This window comes from Hymenobacter tenuis (assembly GCF_054780495.1).
This window is the reverse complement of sequence record NZ_BAAGWF010000001.1, coordinates 220388-243582: the sequence shown is the minus strand read 5'-3', so window position 1 is coordinate 243582 and position 23195 is coordinate 220388. Positions and strand designations below refer to the sequence as shown.

Here is a 23195-nt window from a genome sequence, read left to right as displayed (position 1 = left end):
ATTACAGCAAGAACCTAATTCTGTACCTCAACAATGTGGTGCCGAATACCATAAAATTCTTAGATTGAGTAGGCAACACTGTTGTGCTGCTACTCCAATCTACCACCCAATTGAGTAAGTGAGGATGTCCATGCCAGCCGTGAAACAACAAGTGCCGCAAGAGGCTGATTTGAAAGGCAAGTTAAAGGAAGTTTTTGGGTACGGTCAGTTCCGGGGTGTGCAGGAAGACATCATCCAGAATGTAATAGCCGGCAACAACACCTTTGTGATTATGCCTACCGGCGCCGGCAAAAGCCTGTGCTATCAGCTTCCGGCGCTCGTGCTGCCCGGCACAGCCATTGTTATTTCGCCGCTTATTGCCCTGATGAAAAATCAGGTGGACCAGCTCAACGCCTTCGGGGTAAATGCACAGTTTCTGAACTCGACGCTCTCGAAGTCAGAGATGAACCGGGTAAAAAAGGACGTAATCAGTGGCGAGGTGAAGCTGCTGTATGTGGCCCCCGAGTCCTTGACCAAAGAGGATACCATTGAGTTTCTGAATAAGGCCACCATTTCGTTTGTGGCCATTGATGAGGCGCACTGTATCTCGGAATGGGGCCATGACTTCCGGCCGGAGTACCGCAAAATCCGCAGCATTATTGACGGGTTGGGCGTGCAGGTACCCGTAATTGCCCTCACGGCTACGGCTACCCCCAAGGTGCAGCTCGATATCCAGAAAAACCTGCAGATGGACGACGCCTCGGTGTTCAAGACGTCGTTTAACCGCACCAACCTGTACTACGAAGTTCGGCCCAAGCACAACACCAAAAAGCAGCTGATTCAGTACGTAAAGCAGCGCAAAGGCCTGGCGGGCATTGTATACTGCCTGAGCCGCAAAAAGGTAGAGGAAATTGCGGAACTGCTGCGCGTGAACGACGTGCGCGCCCTGCCCTACCACGCCGGCCTCGACCCCCATGTGCGCATGGCCAACCAGGATGCTTTCCTGAACGAGGAGTGCGACGTAATTGTGGCTACCATTGCGTTCGGTATGGGTATTGATAAGCCCGATGTGCGCTTCGTGATTCACTACGACACGCCCAAGAGCATTGAAGGCTACTATCAGGAAACCGGTCGTGGCGGCCGCGACGGCCTGGAAGGCGACTGCCTGATGTTCTACAGCTACGACGACATCGTGAAGCTGGAGAAGTTCAACAAAGACAAGCCCGTAACTGAGCGCGACAACTCCAAGCTGCTGCTCCAGGAAATGGCCAACTACGCTGACTCAGCGGTGTGCCGCCGCAAGCAGCTGTTACATTACTTCGGCGAGCATTTCGAGAAGGACTGTGGCTTCTGTGATAACTGCAAGCACCCGAAAGAGCGTTTCGAAGCCAAAAACGAAGTACTGATGGCCCTGAAGGCCGTGGTGCAGACAGATGAGCGGTTTGGGCTAGACCACATTGGCACTGTGCTGATGGGCATGAATAATCCGCACGTGGAAAGCTACGGCCACGACAAATTACCCGTATATGGACTAGGCAAAGACCATGATGCCCAATTCTGGCACTCGCTGTTGCGCCAGACCCTGCTGAGTGGCTACCTGGAAAAAGATATTGAGAACTTCGGCGTGGTGAAGATTGCCGCCAAAGGCATCAACTTCATCGAGAATCCGCATTCAATCAAGCTCACCAAGGACCATAACTACGAGGAAGAGGTGAAAGAAGAACAGGAACAAGAGGAAGTTCAGCAGGCCGCCGGGCATGATGAGGCCCTGTTTGATATGCTGAAGGCGCTACGCAAAAAGGTGGCCCAGCAGAAAAACCTGCCGCCGTACGTGCTGTTTCAAGACCCATCACTAAAGGAAATGGCTACCACCTTTCCTACCAAGATGGAAGACTTGGCCCACGTTTCGGGGGTAGGACAAGGCAAAGCGGTGAAGTTTGGCGCGCCTTTCCTGGCCCTGATACAGAAATACGTTGACGAAAACGACATCATTACGGCCGCGGATGTGGTGGTGAAGTCGGCCGTTAACAAGTCGAAAATCAAGATCTACATCATTCAGCAGATTGATAAGAAAATGGACCTGGAAGAAATTGCGTCTTCCAAGGGCATTGACATGCGGGAGCTGATGGAGGAAATTGAGCACATCTGCTACGCGGGCACCAAGCTCAACCTCGATTACTACATCAATGGGGTGCTGGACCAGGACCGCCAGGATGAAATCTATGATTACTTCATGACCTCGCAGACCGACAACATTGCGGTGGCCCTGAAGGAGCTTGGCACCGATGACTTCACGGAAGAGGACCTGCGCCTGATGCGCATCAAGTTCCTGAGCGAGGTAGCCAACTAGGGTTCCGCTCAGCAACAACCCTAGGCGCCTCACAAAACACAAGGCCCCACCCAAGCTAGCTTGGGTGGGGCCTTGTGTTACAAGCAGTTTGGCCAGTTAACAGGGCTAGTCGGGCATCTGGCGCTTCACGAAGTTGGGGCGCCTCGTGGTTTTGACGTTGATGCGGTGGATGTACTCGCCTAGCGTGCCCAAGCCCAGCAGAATCAGCCCAACGCCAAACCCGATGGAGATAATCAGGGAGGGAAACCCCAGCAGGAAGTCGTTGTACACCAGCTTCCGAATCAGTACATACACCGAATAACTGGTCGTTATCAGGAACACGAACACCGAGGTGAACGAGAGCAGCCGGATGGGCAGGTTGGAGAACGTTGCGAAAATATTGATGGAATAGGCCACTAGCTTGCCTACCGTGTACGAGCTCTGACCGGCCGCGCGCTTATGATGCCCTACTGGCGTGCTGGCCATGTGGGTAGTAACCCAGGTGAGGTAGCCATCCAGAAAAGAATAGGAGTTCCGCATCTGGAGGCAGTAACGGGCTACCTCGGCCTTGATGAGCCGAAAGGCAGAATAGTCGGGGTGCAGATCGGGAATACCAGCCCGCAGCAGCTGGCGCATGGCCCTTGACGTGATGTTGCGAAAAAAGGAGTGCTCCAGGGTTTCATGCCGGCCGTACACCACGTCGAAGTCACCTTCCTGCTGCCGCTGAATGAGGCGCTCAATATCGGCGGGGCTGTGCTGCAGGTCCTCATCCATCGTGATGATAAAGCGGCCACTGGCTTCCGTGAACCCACACAGCAGCGCATTATGCTGTCCAAAATTGCGGGACAAATGCACGGCCTTTACTAGGCCCGGCCCCAGCTCCAACTGCAATGCTTTAATAACAGCCCAGGAGTTATCGGGCCCGCAGTCGTACACGAATACGATTTCGAACGTGCGGCCACTGCTGGTAAAAAACTCGGACAGCTGCGCGGTCAGGGGCCGCAGTGTGTCCTGGCCCTGATACACAGGCACCACCACCGAATACTCAGGCATAAAGGAATTGGATAACATCCTGCGGGGCAAAGGTGCAGTATTTCAGTCAAGAACCGCCAATGCCACCTGGGCTACTAGCCTGCTTGCGCGTGTAAAGCCCCTGCGCTAGAGCCACAGATGATACACGTGCTCTTCGTGCTCCAGCACAAAGCCCTCACGCGTATAAAGCCGCATGGCCGGGTTGGTAGCTTGCGTAACCAGCTGCACGGTGCGGTGCCCCCAGGCCGCGGCCCGGCACCGCGCGGCCTCAATAAAGGCGGCCCCAATGCCCTGGCCCCGCTGCGCCGCTTCTACCGCCATCAGAACCATTTCGAAGCGGTGGTTTTTATCGCCCAAAATCAGCAGGCCGGACGCCGGCACCGCCGGGTTCGGCTGGTACAACAGCACTTCGCGGGCCAGTTCGCCGAGCAAGGATTTACGCAGCCACTCCGTGTACAGCCGGCCGGAAACCTCAGGCGCGAACCGGGTATCGGTGCGGAAACGGGAATGCTCACCGGCCTGCACGGCCAACGCCTGCAGCGCCGGGCTAAAGCTGGTGACAGCATGGATACCCAACGGCAACTGCTGGGTTTGCCCCGCTTGGAGGGGTAGCGCAATTCTGATTTTCCGATCAGCCAACACGCCGCCTTCGGCTAAGAGAGCCTCACTCGTCACTAGGTCCTCGGGGGCCACAAACCAGTACAGTAACCGAAACCCTTGCTGCCGGGCCTGCTGCACTAGCTCCTGCACCGGCAGCAACCCCGCACTGCTCTCCTGCCGGATCTGCCCCACCGGAAAGCCAAGGAAGTCAGTGTCCCAGGAAAGTGGTTGTATTGCGTTACGCATAGAGCAGCAAGGTAAAAATGAAAAAGCCCGCAGCACAAGGCCGCGGGCTTTTCAGGTTGCATTAGGCCAGAGAAGCCAATTATGCTTAGCAATACTCTTCGAAAGCGCCTTGCAGGTTGTTTACAATGCGCATCAAATCGTTGCCTTCAATGTGGTAGCGCTCAATCATGTGCACCAGCTCGCCATCTTTAAACAAGGCAATGCAGGGGCTGCTAGGCGGATACGGGAGCATGTGCTCGCGCGCTTTAGCCACGGCATCCGTCTCCATACCGGCGAAAACGGTTACCAGTTTGGCTGGCTTCTTATCGGAGCTGGAAACGGCCATTTTGAGGGCCGGACGGGCTTTAGCAGCGGCGCAGCCACACACGGAGTTTACGGCAACCAGTACGGTACCGCTCTGCTCGGTGAGGGCAGCATCAACTTCTTCGGGGGTCATCAGTTGCTCAAATCCGGCCTCTACGAGGTCTTGGCGGATGGGAGCTACCATGTATTCGGGATACGTGGCCATAGGTGAAAGCTAGGCTTTAGGTTAAATATTCCGACGGCCTATAAGCCGGCGGCGCTGCAAAATTACACAACTGCCACCGGACCACCGCGGTTGGCGTATAGAACCTTAACTCCGAGCCGGAAGTTTGCTTTCGGACACATTTGCTCCTAAAAAGTTTCCCACTCTTGTCGCTTCGCTCAGGTATGATGTACGCTGACTTTCTTGCTTCCCAAACACAGCACGAGCCGCCATCCGGCTTATCGCCGCTGCTGGTAGCCCTGTGGTATGCCGGCCGCGACGAGTGGCACCTGGCCCACAATATTGCTCAGGATAATGAGCACGACCCGCTGCACAATTGGCTGCACGCCTTTTTGCACCGCCAGGAAGGCGACACCGGCAATGCGGCCTACTGGTACCGCCGCGCAAGCCGGCCCGTGGGCCACGGCTCATTGCGCCGCGAATGGGAAGACTTGGTTCGGACCCAGCTGCCTCAGTAAGCGCGCTACTATTTTACTAGGGTTCATGCTCCCGCAAGGCCTAGTCCGGCCAAGCCATTTTCAGGAGTTCAGCTGCCTAAAGCACCTAGGAAGGTTTTTGCTTTATAGACTATTAAATCTTATAAAAAGACAATTTAAACATATTTAGTGTGTTGATTTGCTGCCTTTTGCGCAATTAAAATTACATTTATCCCACGCTGATAAAACCCGTGGGACGTTATGCATAAGTTACTTTTACTATCCGCTGGTCTGCTGCTAGGTGCCTCTGCTGCTCAAGCCCAGGTAGATACTGTTCGGGCTACTACGCTGCCGCCGGCCCAGCTCGCGGAGAAACTCTACAACAGCGGTGTAGCCAAATTCAACCAGAAAAGCTACCGCGCCGCCCTCCAGGATTTCGACCGGGCCCTGGCCGCCAAGCCAGATTTCGCGAAGGCCTATTACAACCGGGCCGCGGTGCGCTATGAGTTGAAAGATTACCAGCCAGCCGTGCAGGACTACGACCAGGCCATCAAGCTTGATCCTACTACGTTTGGATCCTACTTCGGCCGGGCCCAGGCCCGAGAAGCCCTCAAGCAGCCCGCCGAAGCCGAGCAGGACTACGGCAAAGCCGCGGAGCTGAAAACCGACTATGCGCCCAGTTGGTACTACCGCGGGGCCCTACGTTTCGAGAAAGCCGACTATCAGGCCGCTAAAGCCGATTTCGACCAGGCCATCAAAGCTGACCCCAGCTATGCCTACGCCTGGCACGACCGCGGCAGCGCGCAACGCCAACTCAAAAACCTGCCCGCCGCTATTCAGGATTACACTCAGGCCCTGAAGCTGCAGCCAGAGCTGCTGCCGGCCCTGCTGAACCGCGCCGCTACGCGCCGCCGGGCCGGCGACCTGAAAGGCGCCGTGCAGGATTACAACGACTACTTGGTGAAGAAGCAAGACAACCCGCTGGCCTACACCAACCGGGGCAGCACCCGCTTCGAGCAAGGCGACTATAAAGGCGCTGCCGATGATTTCAGCAAGGCCATTGAGCTCGATGCCAGCTACGCCTTTGCCTGGAACAACCGCGCGGCAGCGCACCTGAAGCTGGAGAACTACAAAGCAGCCGATGCCGATGCCAGCAAGGCCATCAGCCTGAATGCGCAATACGCCGAGGCCTATCTGAACCGGGGTCACGCCCGTGAAATGTTGCGCCTGCCCGACGGTGCTTGTCAGGATTGGCGCAAAGCCGCCGAGCTAGGCCTTGAAGTGGGCAATACCCACGCAGCCAACTCAGGTTGCGGCGCCGAATAAGCGCCAGTAGTACGGCGGGGTTTGCGCTCTTTCCTTGCCTAGTCTGAATTGATTTATCCGGGCCGGAGCTGCGCTTCACCCGATACCCTTTCCCGATGCATAAATACTTACTTGCCTTTCTGCTGCTCTCAGCAACGGCTGCCTCGGCCCAGAACGTAGAGTTCAGCAAAGATCAGTTCGGCAATAATAAAGATGGACTGAAGGCAGCCCTGAAAGAAATGAAAGCCGGCGACGAGTTCTATGAGATGGACCCGCCGCGCTATGAGCAGGCCTTGCCCCACTACCTAGAAGCCCAGAAGTTTAATGCCAATAACGCGGAGCTCAACCTCAAAATTGGGGACAGCTACCTGCACTCAGGCTTTAAACCCCGGGCGCTGGAGTACCTGCAGAAAGCCTACCAGCTTAACCCTGATGTAGACCAGCGCATCCATTACCTGCTGGGCCGCGGGCTGCACCTGAATGCCAAATGGGATGCGGCCATTGCTGAATACAAGCGCGCTACCCCCGCCACCGGCACCAAGAACACGGCCGCTTTCACACAGGATATCCAGCGGAAAATTCGGGAGTGTGAAAACGGCCGCAAGCTCGAAGCTAAACCCAGCCGCGTGTTTATTGATAACGCCGGCCCTGGCGTCAACTCCCCTTACCCGGAGTATGGACCCGTGATTACGGCCGACGAATCGGTGATTCTGTTTACCTCGCGGCGGGCGGGCTCAACCGGCGACAACAAAGACCCTGAAACCGGCGGCTTCTTCGAGGACATTTACCAAAGCACCCGCAGCGGCAAAGATGAGTGGTCGGCGGCGCGCAACCTCGGCGAAACCATCAACACCGAAGGGCACGATGCCACCGTGGGCTTGGCTCCTGATGGCCAGCGCATGCTGGTGTACATGGAAGACAACGGCGGCGACCTGCACGAAGCCAACCTGCGCGGGGCCGAATGGCGCAAGCCCCAAAAGCTGGGCTCCCGCATCAACTCCAAATTTCACGAGTCATCGGCGGCGTACACGCCGGATGGCCGCAGCTTGTACTTTGTCAGCGACAAAGAAGGCGGGCTGGGCAGCCGCGACATCTATAAAATTGAAATAGAAGGCCGCGGACCTGCCATAAATCTGGGTTCGGTTATCAATACGCAGTACGGCGAGGAAGGCGTGTTTCTGCATCCCGACGGCAAAACGATGTACTTCTCCTCAGAAGGCCACAACTCCATGGGTGGCTACGACATCTTTAAGTCGGTATTCCAGAACGGTAAGTGGAGCACGCCCGAAAACCTAGGCTGGCCCATTAACACCCCCGACGACGACGTATTCTTTGTGATTTCCGCCTCGGGCCGCCACGGCTACTACTCCTCGTTCCGGGATGATGGACTAGGTTCCAAAGACATCTACCAGATTACCTTTCTCGGACCCGAAAAGCCGCCGCTGCTTAACCAGGAAGACCAACTGCTGGCCTCACGGGTGCAGCCCGTGAAGGAAACATTGCTAGCCCCTGCCGTAGCCATAACCTCAGCACAGGTTACCATTTTGAAGGGGGTAGTAACGGAGGAAGCCAGCAAGCAGCCGCTGGAAGCCACCATTGATGTCATCGACAACTCCCTGAACCAGACGATTGCCTCGTTCCAGTCGAACGCCCAATCGGGTCGTTACCTCGTGTCGCTGCCTTCTGGGGTGAACTACGGCATTGTGGTGCGCAAAGAAGGCTACTTGTTCCATTCCGAGAACTTCGATGTGCCGGCTGGCGCCGCCTACTCTGAGGTGGTAAAAGATGTTGCCCTCAAGAAGCTGGATGTAGGCGTGAAGGTGGTGCTCAACAACATCTTCTTTGACTTTGATAAAGCCACTCTGCGCAAGGAAAGCACCGGCGAGCTAGAGCGCCTCCAGAAGCTGCTAGTAGAAACGCCGGCCCTGCGCCTCGAAATTTCTGGCCATACCGATAACGTAGGCAACGCCTCCTACAACAAAGACCTTAGCCAGCGCCGCGCCAAAACCGTGGTCGATTACCTCGTAAGCAAAGGCATTGCCCAAAGCCGCCTCACGTTTGCAGGTTACGGCGATACGCAGCCGGTAGCTCCTAACACCACCAAAGGTGGCCGCCAGCTTAACCGCCGCACCGAGTTCAAGGTAATCGGGAAGTAGACGTACCTATATGGCTCATTATGCAAGAGCTAAATTATAATGTTTCTTCTCAGCTCATTTTGTTCCTTTTTATGAAATCTTTTTATTCTCATTCCTTAATTATTCTATCACTGGGACTGGCTCTCAGTAGCAGCATTACTGCCTGCAAAAAGGACTTGGAAAACCCACAGTCTGACAAACCGCTGGTGTTTACCACAGTAAGCACTCTTGCTGGTAATGGTTTATATGGACTAATAAATGGCCCTGGCGAAACAGCCCGTTTTGTCGACCCGGAGGACGCTGCAGTAGATAGTCAGGGAAATGTTTACGTAGCTGATACTGGCAATAACTGTATCAGAAAGATTACACCCGCCGGCGAGGTAACTACCCTAGCAGGAAGTAATGCCATTGGGTTGGCCAATGGTGTAGCAGCGTCGGCTCTTTTCTTCGGCCCTATTGATGTAGCACTGGATAGTGGAGACAACCTGTTTGTAGCCGATTATGCCAACCATTGCATACGCAAGATTACACCGGCTGGCATAGTCAGTACCTTTGCTGGCACAGGAACGCCTGGCTATACCGATGGTAAAAGCACTACAGCGCAATTCAATGGGCCTCTCGGTCTAGCAATAGATATGCAAGGCAACGTGTATGTAGCCGACAGTGGTAACCAGCGGCTACGTAAAATATCCCCGAGCGGAGTGGTCAGCACCCTTGCCGGCAACGGTTCTACTGGTTACAAAGATGGCCCTAGCAACACTGCTGAATTTAAAAGAATAGAAGGATTAGCAGTAAATAAGCAAGGCATTTTGTATGTGACCGATTATACGATGATCCGCAAAATCACAGCTGATGGCACCGTTAGTACATTGGCAGGTGACAGTCGCTCAGGTCATGTCGATGGTCCAGGGAACACCGCCCAGTTTTCCATGCCTAATGGCATAGCCTTAGATGCACAAGGCGATTTATATGTAGCGGAATTTAATGACCATTGCATCCGAAGAATCACGCCGATTGGCGAAGTTTCTACTTTGGCCGGTAGCCGGGTAAGAGGTTATTCTGATGGCCCGGTTGGCACATCAAAATTTAATTCTCCTTCCGGTTTGACTATCGACAATAAGGGAGCCCTCTATATAACTGAATTCGGCGGACGCATTCGTAAAATCACAGCCGAATAATATGCTTGTAGAAGCTTTAATTCCAGCTCAAATGCCGTACCGAGTTTAAAGTAATCGGGAAGTAAAGAAGCAACGCCGCTCCTTCTTTTTGCTAGCTTCAGTAAACGGTTTGTCCGATATTGATACCTAGCAAAAGCCCCTTGTCCGTTATGGACAAGGGGCTTTTGCTTACGGCTATCTTACCCGGTTCCACTCGGCTTGGTCGGCGGCCACCTGTTCAGCGGCCAACTGCCGCAGGATGCCTAGGGTCAGTTCCCAGAGGTCTTCGTAGGGAATAATTTCTATCTCGCCGAAGGCTTCGCCGGGTTGCGGGGCCGCTTTCAGGCGTTCCAGCAAGGGGGCCGCTTTCTTAATGCAGGCTTCCAGCACAAAGTTTTCCTTCACGGTCATCAGCAGCATCCGGAAAAACAGCTGACTGCGCAGCGTAGCCGGGTCGCGCAGGTGGCGCTGCTCGTACTTCCGGAGGCCATCGAGGCGGGCCAGCAGTCCTTCAATTTCACGGCGTTGCAAAAAGTACAGGAACTGAATAATCAGGATAGCCACGTTATAGCCCTGTTTGTCGCGGCTGTAATCGGGCACGGTTTGCACAAACTGCGCAAAGTGGCGCATTTTCAGCGGCGACTGTTCCGGCCGCACAAACTGGATGTACGCCTCATACAGTTCCCACCGCTGCTGAGCCGCTACGCGCTGCTTGGGATAATATGGGTTCTTGCGCGCCTGCTGTAGCAGTTCAAACGCTTGCTCATACTGCTTGGCGTGGATAGCGAGCAGCAGATACGTTTCGAGGTAGTAAAACCAGTTGCCGGAAGAATAGTGAAAATCCTTGAAGTACTCTTCAGCCAGCGCTAGCCCTTTTTCCGCTTTGCGGCAGCGCAGGTGGGCATACACGCTCATGTAGTTATTAAAGCGCTTATCAAACCGCTTTTCATTGATTTTACCCAGCTTCCGAGCCTTCTCCGTTTGGGAAGTGATTTTTATAATTTCTTCATAATTACCCACCATCTCTTCCTGTGATAAACGGGTCACGTAGAGGTAGTAGAATGTATTGTAGCTCTTTACCTTTTTGTGAATTTCTTCAAGCTTGGTTAAATATTTCGGGAGCTGAGTAATCATGGATTGTCTCCATCGAACCCGATAAATAGAAAACATTTTTACCTCAAAAAACGCGTGCTCTGCTTCATCCTCCAGCACTAGTTTCTCTTGTAGCTGTTCGAGCTGCTGGTTCATTAGTTTGAAGCGGGCAGGATTGCGCATCTCGGCGTAGAGGTTGCGCAAAATGCGGGTGCACATAACTGCGTACTGCGTTAGCTCAGCCTCTGTTGCTATCAGCAAGGCCTTCCGATAGAGCTTTTCTGCCAATTTATATTCTCCCTCTCCGGTCAGGATCCGGGCCTGGTGCAAAAGGCCCAGGCAATGCTGCTCATGCCGCCGTGCTACCATGTGGCGGATATCGGTATGATCCAAAAAGTAGAGGTGGTTGAGCAGCTTTTGCTGCACCCGTGACTTTAGCTGCCGGAACGCCGTTTGGTTTTTTGCTTCCGTATTGCCATATAACGTCTTGATTAGCTTATTCTGAGTAATTCCTGGCTCCTGCTCCAGCATCCGGACCAACTGCAGGTCCTTGTTTGTGGCCTTGCGGGCCGAAAAATCCAGGAACGGTAGTACTGCTAGCCGCCTGTCTGTCACAATTTTTACTAAAGTAGCTAATTCATCCATAAGGAAATATGCGTTTTCTAGCGTTTTAGACTGTGTTTGCAATATACACCTTCTTCAACTCCATGTCACAAAATACGATTATTCTGCCTTTCTACTGAAGAATGGCTCTGGTTCCTTTGTAGTTGGGAAGCTATGCTCATTTTAGGCAAGTTATGTCACAGTAAAGGCAAAAAAGGCGATGAAAAGAGCTTGAATAAGTTGCCCTAAAAGCGGAATGAAGCCTGTATTGCGCTTCCAGATAGGCCAAGAACGCGCCTGTTTTTCTCTTGAAAAGAAGTCACATTTACTGATTTTCTTTCCTTTCCCACCGGTGTTCTGGAGTCCACCTTTGTGTCAGTCAATCGCCTGAACCACAAACCATTCTAAGCCATGTTAGAGCTGCTCCTTTTCGCCATCCTGCATCTTTCCAGCCTCACGAGCTCTTCTACCTCGACGGCTACTAAAAGTGCAAGCTCTTCCACCACCGAGACAGCCGCTGACGGTCACGGGACCAACGGCTGGGGTGAAGGCCACATCGCCGATCATGGCACCAATGGATGGGGCGAAGGACACTAGCCCTAGCAATAGTTCAGGTTATTCCGCACTTCGCGTCAAAACATGGTAACTTGCGCGGCCTAACTCCCGCACGGTTATCCGTTCATGAAGCAACTTCTTACTAGGCTGGTTTTGCTGCTGTGGGTGAGCTTGCCGGCGTGTTCGCCTCCCTCTCCCCCATCCACGTCTTCTGCTACCGTCCGGATCCGCTGGGCCCGCGACCCGGAAAACCTGGATCCGCTGGTAGTGGATAACTCCAGCGCCTTTGAAGTTGCCAATCTGCTGTATTGCAGCCTACTGAAGGGCAATGAGCAGAAGCAACGCTTTGTACCATGGCTGGCTGACTCCTTACCCCGCGTCCAACGCCTCGGCGACTCGCTACTGCTGGTAACCTACCAGTTGCGGGCACAAGCCACCTGGGATAATGGCACCCCAGTGCTGGCCCGCGACGTAGCCGTTACCCTGAAGGCCATGAACTGCCCAGGGCTGCCGATTGAAATGGCGCAGGCCACATATGGCTTCATCCGGGACATACGGTTGGATGCCCGCGACCCCAAACGCTTTACTTTGGTTTGCGTGGGCCAGTCCGATGACCGGCTGCGCAGCTCCGGCGACTTTTCTATTCTTCCAGAATACATTCTGGACCCCAAAGGCACCTTGCGTGGTGTAGCGCTGCCTAGCCTCCGCCAAGAAAATCCGGCGGCTGTGGTGCAGGCTTTTGCCGCGCGTTATAGGGTACTTGAGCTGGCCCGGCATCCGGAGCGCCTGCCTGGTTGCGGCCCCTATCAGCTGAAAGCATGGCAGAGCGGGCGCTACCTCACGCTACAGCGCAAACCCTCCTGGTGGGCCGACTCCCTGCCAGCACCGCCGCCCGAGCTCAGGGCCTTTCCAACTCAAATCACCTATCAGGTTATTCCGGATGCAGCTACGGCAACGCTAGCGTTGCGCCGCGGCGAAATAGACCTGTACTCCATGGTACCGGCTCGGGAATTCGCCCGTATGCAGCAATCGGCCACTGACCGCGCCCGGCTGCGGTTTTCTACCGCCGATTCGTATGAATTCGTAACGGCCAATTTTAACGTGCGTCGTTCCGTTCTTCGGAATCCGCTGACGCGCCAGGCCCTCACGCATCTATTTAACGTGCCGGCCCTAATTCAGGCCACGCAACAAGGCACTGCCTACCCAAGTGCTGGCCTGATTAGCCCGCGCATCAAGGCGTACTACAACGACAGTTTGCCCTTACCTGATTTTAACCCGAAAAAAGCGGCGGACTTGTTGCGCCAGGCAGGTTGGCGCCGACAGGTTGATGGTGCTTGGCAGGGTAGCAATGCGGCCGGCAAACCAGAGCGTTTGCAGCTGGCTGTTAGTTACCGCGCCGCCGACGCGGGCTTTGAAACTACAGCGCTTCAGTTTAGGGCCGCAGCCGCAACACTAGGTATTCCGGTAGAGTTAAGGCCTACGGAACAGTCGGTGCTGAGCCGGCAAGCCCGAGCCGGCGAAACGGATATGCAGATCCTGAACTTGGCGGGCAATCCGTTCTCCTATGATTTTACACCTCTGCTGCACTCCAAGGGCATTGGTGCGGGCAACTCCACAGGATTTTCCAACGCTACCAATGACCGTTTGATTGACGCCATTGTGGCAACTGATGATGCCACTCAGAAAGTGCGGCTTTTGCGCAAGTTTCAGCGGCTGATGGCCATAGAGAGGCCTTTCACGGTGCTTTACTTTCTACAATACCGAGTAGCAGCGGCGCAGGCCCTCGGCACTGTTCCGGTGTCAGGCCTTAAGCCAGGGTATGAAGTGACTTTGATTCAGCCACTGAAAGGCGCTACCGCCCGCTAGCACCACATGAGGGCACAAGCGGCAGGACGCTATTTGGGAAGAACGCTGCTGGCGGCCTGGCTGATTTTGTCGTGCTTATTCCTGCTGAGCCGTACCGTAACCGACCGGGCCAGCTACGTGCAAAGCCTCCGGGAGACGGATGCCCGCATTGGGCGAGTTGAGCAGGAACGCCTGGTTCAGCAACTGCAGCAGCGCGCGGGCCTAGATAAGCCCTTGTTCTATATCACGCTGGAGCCCAATACAGGCTGGCAGTGGCACGGAGCCCGTAACCAATACCACCACTGGGCGGGCCAACTATTTCGCGGTGACCTAGGTTCCTCCTTCCGAACCGATACCCCAGTGGCCATATTGCTATCGGAAGCACTGCGCTACACGCTGCCGCTTACCGTACTGGCAGCTTTGCTGAGTGCGGGCCTCGCCCTAGCCTTGGGTACGTTTATGAGCCTGCATCTGCGCTGGCGGCCGTTGGTTTTAGGAGCGGTACAGGTGCTACAAGGGTTTCCGTTGTTTTTAGGAGCAGTGGCGCTGCTGTTGCTGCTGGCCAATCCTGATGTACTAGCTTGGTTTCCGGCGTTTGGGTTGGGGGCCGATGATGCCCTAGCCAGTTGGTGGGAGCAACCAGGGCGTCGCCTGTATTATCTGGCGCTTCCTATCCTCAGTTTGGCACTAGTAAGTGTGCCGGGCTTGGTAGTTCAGCTGGATGGCGCCTTGCAGCAGGAGCTAACACGCCTGTACGTAGCTACGGCGCGCGCCAAAGGTGCCTCCCGGCGGCGAGTTATCTGGCACCATGCCCTGCGCAACGCTCTGCTTCCCACCATCACGCTGCTCACGGAGCTGCTTCCGAATTTGGTGGCGGGCTCGGTGGTGGTGGAGGTTTTGTTTGCGTTGCCTGGCATGGGCCGCCTGCTGGCCGATTCCGCTGCCACTCACGACTATCCGGTGCTGCTGGGTGGGGTGCTGCTGGTGGTTATCACCCGTCTGCTGGCCCAGGTGCTAGCCGATGTGCTCTATCAGGTTGCCGATCCGCGCATTAAGCTGGCCTCATGAAGCAGGTGCAGCAACGGTGGCGGTGGACACAGCTTCTGGCTTTGGGCTGGCTGAGCGCAGTAGGAGTTGCGGCGTTGCTAGCCCCTAGCGCCCTCGTAACCCCCGATTTACTGCACACCAGTCAGCCGCCGTTTCAGGCGCCGTATTGGTTTGGTACTGATCCGCAGGGCCAGGATGTGGGGCGCGCCTTGCTGCAGGGCGCTCGCACTATCTTTCTGGTCAGTTTTCCGGCCACTGTTCTCACCTTGCTGCTTGGCTCTGTGCTGGGCAGCGCCGCGGGTTTCTGGGATAATTCGCGCTATCGGTTTGCAGCGAGCGGGGGGGTAGCAGCGGCTGTGCTCGGTGGTGGCTGCCTGGTTTTTGCGGCGCAGCTGCTCCGGTCGCCGGCCGTTATTCTTAGCCTACTGCTGCTGGGCAGTGCGGCCGTCGGATGGGTGCTCCGGCGCACCCGCTGGGGGCAGCAGCGGTGGGCCTTGCCTATCGATGCGCTGGTTTCCGGCCTGCTTGCGTTGCTGGACTCCATTCCGTTACTGATTCTGGTGCTGGTGGTGGCTTCTGTGCAACGGCCTTCGGCGGGCGGCTTGGTGCTACTGATGGCCCTCACCTGCTGGACTACTCCCGCCCGAATTATGCGGGCGGCTACGCTCCAAGCCCGGGAGCAAGTGTACGTGGAGGCCGCTCGGGCCATTGGTCTCACCGATTTTCAGCTACTGCGGCGCCATATCTGGCCAGCTACCTGGCACGTGCAGCTTGTTCGGTTTCCGCTTACCATGGCCTTTCTTATCGGCCTCGAAACTACCCTCTCGTTTCTGGGCGTTGGGCTGCCTACGGATATGCCAAGCTGGGGCCGGCTGCTGGCTGCCATCCGGCTTGATCCGGCGGCGTGGTGGCTGGTGGCCTGGCCCGGCAGCGCACTGGCCCTGACCATTCTGAGCCTACATAGCTTGGGAGGGTCAAAAAGTAGCCGTACATAAGCACTGCACTATGTCACAAAACGAGGCTTTTTATACCACCTTTACAATCGAATAAGGAGCAATCCACGGCTGCTAAGCCTTTACCGATCAGCTAGTGCAGCTTGTTTATATCCCTAGTCGGTTCATGCCTTCATTCGTTAAGAACTATTTTAGATAGGTAATCTACAAGTCACGATTTCGGAAGAAGTGTCCTTTACAGGGCTATTCCTACGCCTTAATATTGTTATGTGGAACGGCTACAACGGTAGCGCCACCTGCTTTGCAGACTTTTACCTAGCGATTTTAGGAACCGAAACAGAGGTACTTCTCTGCGCGGGCTCTCATCATCCGAGGTCACGACTACCGAACAGAGGTAGCGTCACAAGTTTGTAGAAAGTGTGTACGTATTTGAATTAAGTACGAAATGGAGGCGACTGCTCGCCATAAGTTTCGCTACTATAAGTTGTTGCAATAGGTGTGTGAAAACCCCGCAGACATTGTCTGTGGGTTTTTTGCGTTTTAGGGCCTTTGGTCGGTTTGCTGCTCCTCTGGGCCTAGTGCAAACTCACCTCACACGCTGGCGCTACCTGAGCCGGTGGCGGCAGCTAACTGCTACGACATAGCCTCCGTTTGGCGCGCGAGCAGCGCAATACCGTCCTGAAAGCTGCGGGGCCGGTATCCCAGGTTCTGCTCGGCTTTGCTGATAATGAATCCGGTGCGGGCAGGGCGCTTGGCGGGTTGAGAGAACGTGCTGGCATCTACCCGCTCAAGTAAGGTAGCATCCAGCTGAAAATACGCCGCTACTTGCTGGGCCATTTGGTAGGGCGTGAGCTGCTCACGGCCACTGATATGGTAAATACCGGTGGCATTGTGCATGGCCGCCAGCCAGCACCCTAGGGCCAAGTCTTCGGCCAGCGTTGGGGTCCGGAACTGGTCGTCGACTACCTTAATGTGCTTGCCGGCCCGCAAGGAGTCGCGCACCCACACTACGATATTGGTGCGCCCGTACTCGTGCGCGGTGCCATACACAAGTACAGTCCGCAGAATAGCCCAGGGCGTGCTGCTAGCCTGCACTACGCGCTCAGCCGCCAGCTTGCTTTGCCCATAAAAATTGATGGGCCCCGGCACGGCTTCCTCCGTTAGGGGACCTTCTTCGCCGCTGAAAATAAAATCGGTACTGACGTGGAGCAGATGGATGCGCTGCTGCTCGCAGGCGCTTACTAGGTACTCTACGGCCGTTACGTTCTGGAGCCAGCACGCTTCCTGGTTCAGCTCACACTCGTCGACGTTCGTCATGGCGGCGGTATGGAGCAGATAGGTGGGCTTTTCCTGCGCTAGCACCCGCCGCACCTGCGCCTGATCCGTGACATCCAGCGGCACAAAACGCACCTGCGGAAACGTTGCGGCCAGCTTATTTGCTCCCCGGGAGGTAGCAACCAACTCCACATGGGGCTGCTGCTGTAGTAGTTCCACCAATTTTTGCCCCAGCAGTCCGTTCGAGCCCGTAACCAGAATTTTCATGCGCTTCATATCGTGCTTTTCTCCGGTTACTACCCTTGCCAATGGCTGCAACCTCGCATTGCTTAGGCAAATGGGCTAGTACTGGTAGCCGTAGAGCTCCGTGATTTTCTTTTTTTTCAGCTTCTCTACTTTCACCGTCATCTTGATGTCGGTTACGGGGCGGTTACGCTCAGCGGTGGGCTGCTGCGCAATTTTATCTACTACATCCTGTCCGCTGATAACCTGCCCGAACACGGTGTACTGGCCATCGAGGTGGGGCGTACCCTGCGGATTCTGCACAATGTAAAACTGCGAGGCGCTGCTCTGGCGCTGCGGGTTCACGAAATCACCGGAGCGAGCCGCAGCCACGGCGCCACGCTTGTGCGTGAACTCCGGCCGAATCTCGGCCGGAATCAGCTTTTCATCCGGCGCGCCGGCCCCATCATTATCGGGGTCTGAGTCTTTGGAATTAGGGTCGCCGCCCTGCACCATAAACCCCGGAATAACGCGGTGAAACGTGGTACCCGTGTAGAAACCGCTTTGCGCTAACTTCAGAAAGTTGGCTTTGTGCAGCGGCGTTTGGTCAAACAGAATAAGGCGAATATCGCCCTGCGGGGTGCTGATAGTCACTACTTCGTCCTTTTTGGTTTTCCGCGGGCCTTTGGCCGCCTGCACCACCGGGACGCCGATGCTCAGCAGTAAACCAACTAAAAGAGTGTAGCGCAGTACAGATTTCATAGCAAAAGAGAAGGGAACGGAAAGTTACAAAGGTAAAAATACAGGGTTTCTGCGTGGGTTCCTGACTAGGTAAAGGCAGAAAACAAGAAGGCAACCCCTAGCCCCGCTTATACACGCAACCGCGGATGAACCCCGAAGCAAAAATATGACCTGAAACACAGCCAAAACCTCAGCGGGCCGTATGGGCAGCCAAGCTCGTCTTTACTTTTTTACTCTCCATGAACAACACCGCTACTCCCCTCCCCTCGCATTGGTTTCCGAAGCTCCTTTTAGTCATCTACCTCATCGAGTTTGTTGTCCTCGGAATCAGCCCGGCCGAACGAGGCACCTGGTGGGCCGAAAACATCCCAATTCTGCTGATTGTGGGCTTCCTGACGGTGCTATACGTGCGCGGCATGCGGTTTTCAAACCTAGCCTACGCCCTCATGAGCGTGCTCATTTTCATGCACACGGTGGGCGGCCATTACACCTTCGAGAAAGTGCCGTTCGATTGGTTTAACAACTTGTTCGGCTTTAAGCGCAACATGTACGACCGGGTGGCGCATTTTTCGGTGGGCTTTTACGCGTATGCCCTCATCGAATACACCGATCAGCGCGACCTGATTCGCAGCCGCTTCATTAGCTACCTGTTTCCGCTCTGCGTTATCGGCACAGTAGCCATGAGCTATGAGCTGATTGAGTGGGTGTACGCCGAAGTAGCGGGCGGCAGCGCCGGCGCCGCGTTCCTGGGTAGCCAAGGCGACATCTGGGATGCACAAAAAGACATGCTGGCCGATACCAGCGGGGCACTATTTGCGCTGGCGCTGTATGCCTTGTTTGGCCGAGGCAAAAACAGTTCGCGTAGCCAGTTATTGTAAGACAAAAGGCCGTCCCGATAACGGGACGGCCTTTTTTACTTTTGTGGTAATAGGGCGCTAGGCCTCATCCCGTACCCGACGGATGTCGGCCAGGATGCGGCTACCGCCTCGGGCCAGTACGGTTTCGGCTACCTGAATACCTAGTGAATCGGCGGCTGTAGTAGGTGCCACCTGTATTTCTTCAAGGAACTGCTGCCCATCGAGGCTGATGAGGCCGCCGTGCAGCTGCACCGTTTCCCCATCGGAGGCCAGTGTAGCTAAGGCAAAGGATGGAATGCTGCAGCCACCTTCCATGGTGCGCAGAAACGCCCGCTCCGCCGCCAGGCACACGTGCGTGGCCGGGTGGTCGAGGATGCGGCGCAACTCTGCTTTCAGTTCGGGCTCCAAGTTGCGGGCGCACTCAATGGCCACGCTGCCTTGGCCTGTAGCAGGCACATACTGCGTTTCGGGCAGCACAAACCGAATCAGGTTGTCGTATTCCATGCGGTGTACCCCAGCATACGCCAGCACCAACCCGTGGTATTGTCCTTCTTCCAGCTTGCGCAAGCGGGTTTGGAGGTTGCCGCGGGCTTCGGCAGTAGTAGCGTGGGGCAAAAAGCGCTTCAGCATGGCCTTGCGCCGGGTGCTGCTGGTGCCCAGCACCAGGTCGGGGCGCTGCAAATCCAGGTTCGGATCGAAACTCACGATGACATCATTCACCTGTTCGCGCTCCATGAACGCCAGCAGCTCCAGATCAGCCGGGATGCTGCTTTGCACGTCTTTGGCGCTGTGCACCGCAATATCTACGTGGCCGGTGCGCAGGCCTTCTTCCAGCTCTTCCGTGAACACGCCTTTGGCCCCGATTTTATCCAGGGAGCGGTCCAGCACGACGTCGCCTTTGGTGGTGATGATGACGATTTCCGGCGTGAGGCCAGCCGCGCTGAGCTTATCGGCTACATGATGGGCTTGCCACAAGGCCAGCTTGCTCCCGCGGGTACCTATACGAATGGACGTTTTCAAGTCGAAATCAACTAGTGATGATGTGAGAGCCAATTCCTTTCTTTGCCTTCGCTGACAGTTTACGGCCAACGCAGACCTAGTGAATAAGCCGCCGGAAGCAGCCGCTTCCCGGACGCAGCAACATTCAGCAAAGATACGCGCCTGGCTTTCCGGCAACCTGCTATAGCTACTTTAGCACTAGCTATAGCAATTTAGCAAAGCCATTTTTACCTCTTTTTAGGCTCCTGATGCATTTTTTCTGCCATCAGGCAGCCCGCAGCAGCTCAGCCAGCCGCAACGACATATCCACAAATACCATCCGCGGATTGGCATTGCGCTCCACGTGGTAGTGCGCCTCATTGATTTCCTGGGCCATCGGCTCGGCGTTGCGGGGCGTTACAAAGCGGCTGAACCCCTGAATGAACTGCTGCTCCTGAGCGGGCAAGTGCGGTACTAGCTTCGGGTCGAGACCAAACAGCAGCACCTTGCGCAGCGTGGCCAGGGCATATTGCAGAAACTCTTTCTGGTTCTCGCGTCCTAGCTTCTGAAATTCATCTGACTTCTCCAGTACATCGGCCACCTTGTTGGCGTAGCAGGTGCGCATCCATTTGGCAAACAGCTCGAAGTAGTCATAGTCGGCGGCGGTGGTTCCTTGAGCTGCCAGCGCCGCACCAATATTGCCTTGCGTAAGTTGGGCCAGCTGGCGGGCTTTGGCTTCGGGTATTTGCTGCGTTTGGGTTAGCCAGGCCGTCAGCTCCTCCTCGGGCAGGGCACGCACCACCACAGGCTGCACCCGGCTGGTAATGGTAGGCAGCAATTGCTCGGGCGCGTGGCTTACCAACAGGAACACCGTGGCGGGTGGTGGCTCTTCCAACAACTTCAGCACGGCGTTGGCCGCGGAAGGGTGCATCAGCTCCGGGAGCCAGATAATTACTAGCTTAAACTGAGCCTCAAATGCTTTCAACGACACCAGCTTCAGCAGCTGCAGGCTTTCATCCTTGGAAATGCTGCCCTGCTTGTTTTCGGCCCCAATGTGCTGCATCCAGTCGTTGAGGCCCTGGTACGGGTTATCCAGCACGAAGGCGCGCCAGTCAGCCGCAAACTTGCTGCTCACGGCATCCTTGCTCACGGTTTTGGTCGTCGTGACGGGTAGGATGAAGTTCAGGTCGGGGTGAATAAGCTTGTCGATTTTCTGACAGCTCGGGCAGGCACCGCACGAGTCATCGGCCTCCGGCGTGCGGTTTTCGCAGTTCAGGAAGGTAGCGTACGCCAGGGCCAGGGCCAAGGCAGCCGAGCCCTCAGCACCCCGAAACAGCTGCGCATGCGCTACGTGGTTGCGGTGCACACTCCCAATAAGAAGTTGCTTGACCTGCTGCTGACCCGGAATTTCAGAAAAACGCATGGAGATTTAGTTGTCGCTCGTTCTCAGTAAATCCAGTTTACTCTTGTGCTGCCAAAGCAATTTCAAGGACTGGGAATAGTCATCATCGAATACAATCACTCGAATTTCGCTTAGCTCGAATGGACATTCATCCGGTTCTCGAGCGGCTAAAGTGCCTTTAGGTTCCAGTGTATCGATCCAGAAATGGACTGGATCGACCTCATTTATCCAACCTAAAAACGCGCTTTGTTCCTCCTCCATAAAATGTACCAAGCCATACTGCTTTTCTGTCCAGCGCAATAAGTCAGCTACACCTGTAAACTCGAAATTCAGAGGCGCTTCGGCTTTTACACCTTTTAGTTTCAGCACTTGTTCTGTTTGCATCCGCCCCTTTCTAGGGATGCGCGTCTCTATATGTTGCTTGGCAACTAATACATACCCATCAACCTGATAGTCACACGGGATGAATCGAAGCAATAGCCAATCCTCATTCTCAGCGAGCCATAATCCGGTTAAGTCAGCATCCCAGCCTTCCAGTTGCACATATTCAACCTGATAGTTTTTCATTTAGCCTGTTCCCACACGCGGTCCTTGGCCGTGGCATCGTACACGTGGCGCATAATGGCCTGCTCTGTTTCGTCGTAGGCCAGCTGGCGGCGAGCCATTACGCGGTCAGCCACTTCGTTTACTTTCGGCAGCTTGAAGGTCTCGAAGCCGGCGGCGCCGCCCCAACTGAAGCTCGGGATAAACGTGCGCGGAAAGCCCGCCCCGAATATGTTGGCCCCCACGCCTACCACCGTGCCGGTGTTAAACATAGTATTGATGCCGCACTTGCTATGGTCGCCCATCATTAGGCCACAAAACTGCTGGCCGGTATTCACGAAGCGGCCCACCGAGTGGCTCCAGATTTTTACGGGGGCGTAGTTGTTCTTGAGGTTCGAGGTGTTGGTATCGGCCCCGAGGTTGCACCACTCGCCAATGACGGAGTTGCCGAGGTAGCCGTCGTGCCCTTTGTTGCTGTAACCGAGCAAAATGCTGTTGCCGACCTCGCCGCCCACCTTAGAATAAGGCCCCACGGTGTTGTCGCCGCGCATTTTGGCGCCGGCATTGATGTGGCTGCCTTCACAGAGCGCCAAAGGCCCACTGATGATAGCGCCTTCGTGCACCTGCGAGTTTTTTCCCAGGTAAATCGGCCCGTTTTCAGCGTTCAGGATAGCGGCCCGAATCTTCACGCCGGGCTCGATAAATACGTTTTCCGGAGCGTATACAATCGTGTGCGCATCGCCAATGGGTGCCGACTCACGGCCTTTGGTCAGCAGGTCAAAGTCGCGGCGGATTTCCGCGCCGTTGCGCAGAAACAGGTGCCACACCTCCCGAATCACCGTCACGGGCTCGGCCACGTCGCGGGTTTTCTGGAAGCCGTCCTGAATCAGCTCGGCTACCTGCGCTGCATCAGCCAAGTGCGCGGCCACCAACATTTCTTCATCAAACAGGGCCTCACCGGGCTGCAAGGCCTTCACTTGTTGGGCCAGCAGTTCATCGGGACACACGGCGCCGTTGATAACTACGGCCGGGCCCTGCGTGTCGCCGGCCGGGAACTTGGCCTGCAGATAGTCCTGGGTAAGGTACCCTACCCGCTCGGCTTGCAGGCGGTGCTGCCATTTTTCGGCCAGCGTCAGGATGCCGCAGCGAAGGGCTGCCACAGGGCGCGTGAAGGTAAAAGGCAGCAAATGGGGGCGAATGGCCGGGTCGTCGAAGAGCAGGATATGCATGGGAAGAGCGCTTTGCTGGTGGCGGCTGGTTGGTAGCCGGGGCCTAATGATGAATCAGTACCTAGGAAAGTACGGGCAAAAATGCCGCTGTAAAATTGGCAAATAAAAACTCCCTTCGAGTAATTCGA

19 protein-coding genes are annotated in these 23195 nt (G+C 55.5%); 9 read left to right on the top strand and 10 right to left on the bottom strand.

What is annotated here, in order from left to right:
- The first annotated feature begins 130 nt into the window (after nucleotides 1-130).
- Nucleotides 131-2329, top strand: coding sequence for a RecQ family ATP-dependent DNA helicase (gene recQ, locus ACYVGU_RS01130; RefSeq protein WP_460620552.1), 2199 nt, complete (start codon nucleotides 131-133; stop codon nucleotides 2327-2329).
- A 105-nt stretch (nucleotides 2330-2434) separates the two neighbouring features.
- Here the strand turns inward: recQ and ACYVGU_RS01125 are convergent, their stop codons facing one another.
- The 3 genes from ACYVGU_RS01125 to ACYVGU_RS01115 form a co-directional block, all read right to left on the bottom strand.
- Complete coding sequence (locus ACYVGU_RS01125) at nucleotides 2435-3361, bottom strand: glycosyltransferase family 2 protein (RefSeq protein WP_460620551.1); 927 nt, start codon at nucleotides 3359-3361, stop codon at nucleotides 2435-2437.
- A 105-nt stretch (nucleotides 3362-3466) separates the two neighbouring features.
- A complete protein-coding gene (locus ACYVGU_RS01120; protein ID WP_460620550.1) occupies nucleotides 3467-4186 on the bottom strand; it encodes a GNAT family protein in 720 nt (239 codons plus the stop codon).
- An 85-nt stretch (nucleotides 4187-4271) separates the two neighbouring features.
- Nucleotides 4272-4694, bottom strand: coding sequence for a BrxA/BrxB family bacilliredoxin (locus tag ACYVGU_RS01115; RefSeq protein WP_460620549.1), 423 nt, complete (start codon nucleotides 4692-4694; stop codon nucleotides 4272-4274).
- Between the two features lie 182 nt (nucleotides 4695-4876).
- Between ACYVGU_RS01115 and ACYVGU_RS01110 the strand changes: the two genes are divergently transcribed.
- From ACYVGU_RS01110 to ACYVGU_RS01095, 4 genes are all read left to right on the top strand, one after another.
- Nucleotides 4877-5170: a hypothetical protein gene (locus ACYVGU_RS01110; RefSeq protein WP_460620548.1), complete on the top strand. Its 294-nt coding sequence runs from the start codon at nucleotides 4877-4879 to the stop codon at nucleotides 5168-5170.
- Nucleotides 5171-5389: 219 nt separating this feature from the next.
- Nucleotides 5390-6454, top strand: coding sequence for a tetratricopeptide repeat protein (locus tag ACYVGU_RS01105; protein ID WP_460620547.1), 1065 nt, complete (start codon nucleotides 5390-5392; stop codon nucleotides 6452-6454).
- 95 nt (nucleotides 6455-6549) lie between these two features.
- Complete coding sequence (locus ACYVGU_RS01100) at nucleotides 6550-8589, top strand: OmpA family protein (RefSeq protein ID WP_460620546.1); 2040 nt, start codon at nucleotides 6550-6552, stop codon at nucleotides 8587-8589.
- A 20-nt stretch (nucleotides 8590-8609) separates the two neighbouring features.
- The gene (locus ACYVGU_RS01095) at nucleotides 8610-9746 is read left to right on the top strand and encodes an NHL repeat-containing protein (RefSeq protein WP_460620545.1); all 1137 of its coding nucleotides are present in this window, start codon (nucleotides 8610-8612) and stop codon (nucleotides 9744-9746) included.
- Nucleotides 9747-9920: 174 nt separating this feature from the next.
- On the opposite strand, the gene ACYVGU_RS01090 is transcribed toward ACYVGU_RS01095, so the two are convergent.
- Nucleotides 9921-11462, bottom strand: a complete 1542-nt coding sequence (locus ACYVGU_RS01090; protein ID WP_460620544.1) for a hypothetical protein — start codon at nucleotides 11460-11462, stop codon at nucleotides 9921-9923.
- A gap of 639 nt (nucleotides 11463-12101) precedes the next feature.
- On the opposite strand from ACYVGU_RS01090, the gene ACYVGU_RS01085 reads away from it, so the two are divergent.
- The 3 genes from ACYVGU_RS01085 to ACYVGU_RS01075 are packed head-to-tail and all read left to right on the top strand — an operon-like array spanning nucleotide 12102 to nucleotide 15862.
- Entirely contained in the window at nucleotides 12102-13841 is a 1740-nt protein-coding gene (locus ACYVGU_RS01085; protein ID WP_460620543.1) for an ABC transporter substrate-binding protein, read from the top strand.
- A 6-nt stretch (nucleotides 13842-13847) separates the two neighbouring features.
- On the top strand, nucleotides 13848-14888 hold the full coding sequence (locus ACYVGU_RS01080; RefSeq protein WP_460620542.1) for an ABC transporter permease: 1041 nt from the start codon (nucleotides 13848-13850) through the stop codon (nucleotides 14886-14888).
- Nucleotides 14885-15862 carry an ABC transporter permease gene (locus ACYVGU_RS01075; RefSeq protein ID WP_460620541.1) on the top strand — a complete coding sequence of 326 codons (978 nt, stop codon included), beginning with the start codon at nucleotides 14885-14887 and terminating at the stop codon, nucleotides 15860-15862. Before ACYVGU_RS01080 ends, ACYVGU_RS01075 begins: the two co-directional genes overlap by 4 nt.
- 591 nt (nucleotides 15863-16453) lie before the next feature.
- On the opposite strand, the gene ACYVGU_RS01070 is transcribed toward ACYVGU_RS01075, so the two are convergent.
- Both ACYVGU_RS01070 and ACYVGU_RS01065 read right to left on the bottom strand, forming a co-directional pair.
- On the bottom strand, nucleotides 16454-17362 hold the full coding sequence (locus tag ACYVGU_RS01070) for an SDR family oxidoreductase (RefSeq protein ID WP_460621983.1): 909 nt from the start codon (nucleotides 17360-17362) through the stop codon (nucleotides 16454-16456).
- A gap of 75 nt (nucleotides 17363-17437) precedes the next feature.
- Nucleotides 17438-18079 (bottom strand): peptidylprolyl isomerase, encoded by a 642-nt coding sequence (locus ACYVGU_RS01065; RefSeq protein WP_460612916.1) that lies wholly within the window; start codon nucleotides 18077-18079, stop codon nucleotides 17438-17440.
- Nucleotides 18080-18297: 218 nt separating this feature from the next.
- Between ACYVGU_RS01065 and ACYVGU_RS01060 the strand changes: the two genes are divergently transcribed.
- Nucleotides 18298-18936 carry a DUF2238 domain-containing protein gene (locus tag ACYVGU_RS01060; protein WP_460620540.1) on the top strand — a complete coding sequence of 213 codons (639 nt, stop codon included), beginning with the start codon at nucleotides 18298-18300 and terminating at the stop codon, nucleotides 18934-18936.
- A gap of 57 nt (nucleotides 18937-18993) precedes the next feature.
- Here the strand turns inward: ACYVGU_RS01060 and hemC are convergent, their stop codons facing one another.
- The 4 genes from hemC to ACYVGU_RS01040 all read right to left on the bottom strand — a co-directional run bounded on the left by hemC (nucleotide 18994) and on the right by ACYVGU_RS01040 (nucleotide 23067).
- The gene (gene hemC / locus ACYVGU_RS01055; RefSeq protein WP_460620539.1) at nucleotides 18994-19935 is read right to left on the bottom strand and encodes a hydroxymethylbilane synthase; all 942 of its coding nucleotides are present in this window, start codon (nucleotides 19933-19935) and stop codon (nucleotides 18994-18996) included.
- 244 nt (nucleotides 19936-20179) lie between these two features.
- The gene (locus ACYVGU_RS01050) at nucleotides 20180-21316 is read right to left on the bottom strand and encodes a DNA polymerase III subunit (protein WP_460620538.1); all 1137 of its coding nucleotides are present in this window, start codon (nucleotides 21314-21316) and stop codon (nucleotides 20180-20182) included.
- Between the two features lie 6 nt (nucleotides 21317-21322).
- Nucleotides 21323-21862: a hypothetical protein gene (locus tag ACYVGU_RS01045; RefSeq protein ID WP_460620537.1), complete on the bottom strand. Its 540-nt coding sequence runs from the start codon at nucleotides 21860-21862 to the stop codon at nucleotides 21323-21325.
- A complete protein-coding gene (locus tag ACYVGU_RS01040; RefSeq protein WP_460620536.1) occupies nucleotides 21859-23067 on the bottom strand; it encodes a GlmU family protein in 1209 nt (402 codons plus the stop codon). The genes ACYVGU_RS01045 and ACYVGU_RS01040 overlap by 4 nt, the downstream gene beginning before the upstream one ends.
- Nucleotides 23068-23195 lie beyond the last annotated feature (128 nt).

Bases quoted from the DNA above. Each gene is read 5' to 3' on its own strand.
- recQ (WP_460620552.1), top strand. From the start codon at position 131: ATGCCAGCCGTGAAACAACAAGTGCCGCAAGAGGCTGATTTGAAAGGC.
- ACYVGU_RS01125 (WP_460620551.1), bottom strand. From the start codon at position 3,361: ATGCCTGAGTATTCGGTGGTGGTGCCTGTGTATCAGGGCCAGGACACA.
- ACYVGU_RS01120 (WP_460620550.1), bottom strand. From the start codon at position 4,186: ATGCGTAACGCAATACAACCACTTTCCTGGGACACTGACTTCCTTGGC.
- ACYVGU_RS01115 (WP_460620549.1), bottom strand. From the start codon at position 4,694: ATGGCCACGTATCCCGAATACATGGTAGCTCCCATCCGCCAAGACCTC.
- ACYVGU_RS01110 (WP_460620548.1), top strand. From the start codon at position 4,877: ATGATGTACGCTGACTTTCTTGCTTCCCAAACACAGCACGAGCCGCCA.
- ACYVGU_RS01105 (WP_460620547.1), top strand. From the start codon at position 5,390: ATGCATAAGTTACTTTTACTATCCGCTGGTCTGCTGCTAGGTGCCTCT.
- ACYVGU_RS01100 (WP_460620546.1), top strand. From the start codon at position 6,550: ATGCATAAATACTTACTTGCCTTTCTGCTGCTCTCAGCAACGGCTGCC.
- ACYVGU_RS01095 (WP_460620545.1), top strand. From the start codon at position 8,610: ATGCAAGAGCTAAATTATAATGTTTCTTCTCAGCTCATTTTGTTCCTT.
- ACYVGU_RS01090 (WP_460620544.1), bottom strand. From the start codon at position 11,462: ATGGATGAATTAGCTACTTTAGTAAAAATTGTGACAGACAGGCGGCTA.
- ACYVGU_RS01085 (WP_460620543.1), top strand. From the start codon at position 12,102: ATGAAGCAACTTCTTACTAGGCTGGTTTTGCTGCTGTGGGTGAGCTTG.
- ACYVGU_RS01080 (WP_460620542.1), top strand. From the start codon at position 13,848: ATGAGGGCACAAGCGGCAGGACGCTATTTGGGAAGAACGCTGCTGGCG.
- ACYVGU_RS01075 (WP_460620541.1), top strand. From the start codon at position 14,885: ATGAAGCAGGTGCAGCAACGGTGGCGGTGGACACAGCTTCTGGCTTTG.
- ACYVGU_RS01070 (WP_460621983.1), bottom strand. From the start codon at position 17,362: ATGAAAATTCTGGTTACGGGCTCGAACGGACTGCTGGGGCAAAAATTG.
- ACYVGU_RS01065 (WP_460612916.1), bottom strand. From the start codon at position 18,079: ATGAAATCTGTACTGCGCTACACTCTTTTAGTTGGTTTACTGCTGAGC.
- ACYVGU_RS01060 (WP_460620540.1), top strand. From the start codon at position 18,298: ATGAACAACACCGCTACTCCCCTCCCCTCGCATTGGTTTCCGAAGCTC.
- ACYVGU_RS01050 (WP_460620538.1), bottom strand. From the start codon at position 21,316: ATGCGTTTTTCTGAAATTCCGGGTCAGCAGCAGGTCAAGCAACTTCTT.
- ACYVGU_RS01045 (WP_460620537.1), bottom strand. From the start codon at position 21,862: ATGAAAAACTATCAGGTTGAATATGTGCAACTGGAAGGCTGGGATGCT.
- ACYVGU_RS01040 (WP_460620536.1), bottom strand. From the start codon at position 23,067: ATGCATATCCTGCTCTTCGACGACCCGGCCATTCGCCCCCATTTGCTG.